The sequence below is a fragment of the Seonamhaeicola algicola genome (assembly GCF_007997385.1).
In the GTDB taxonomy this organism is placed as follows: domain Bacteria; phylum Bacteroidota; class Bacteroidia; order Flavobacteriales; family Flavobacteriaceae; genus Seonamhaeicola; species Seonamhaeicola algicola.
On sequence record NZ_VOSC01000033.1, the window covers coordinates 324 to 715 of the forward strand.

Here is a 392-nt window from a genome sequence, read left to right on the forward strand (position 1 = left end):
GATGAATTTTATGCGTTTCTTCTTTTATTGTGTTTTATAACAACCTTTGGTTAAGCTATACTACTTACTAAGTTCTTTGATTATTTGTATTATCTTGATAAATCATGGCTTTATAGTATTAAGTATTGTTGTTTTGAAAGGTTGATGACTGCTTTATACTGACTGTTGGATGTTGAATATTGACTGTGGACCGATGACTGTTGACTGTTGACTGATGGCTATATATTGAATTACTAAACACTAAGTGTTACTTTATATATACTATATGACTACCTACTCAACATTAACTCATGCTTACTAGATAATGAAAACTGATTATTGGCTGATTAACACAATCTAACTTTTAAGAACCTAAACCCCACAAACACACGCGTTAGGTGTTGAACGGCTTG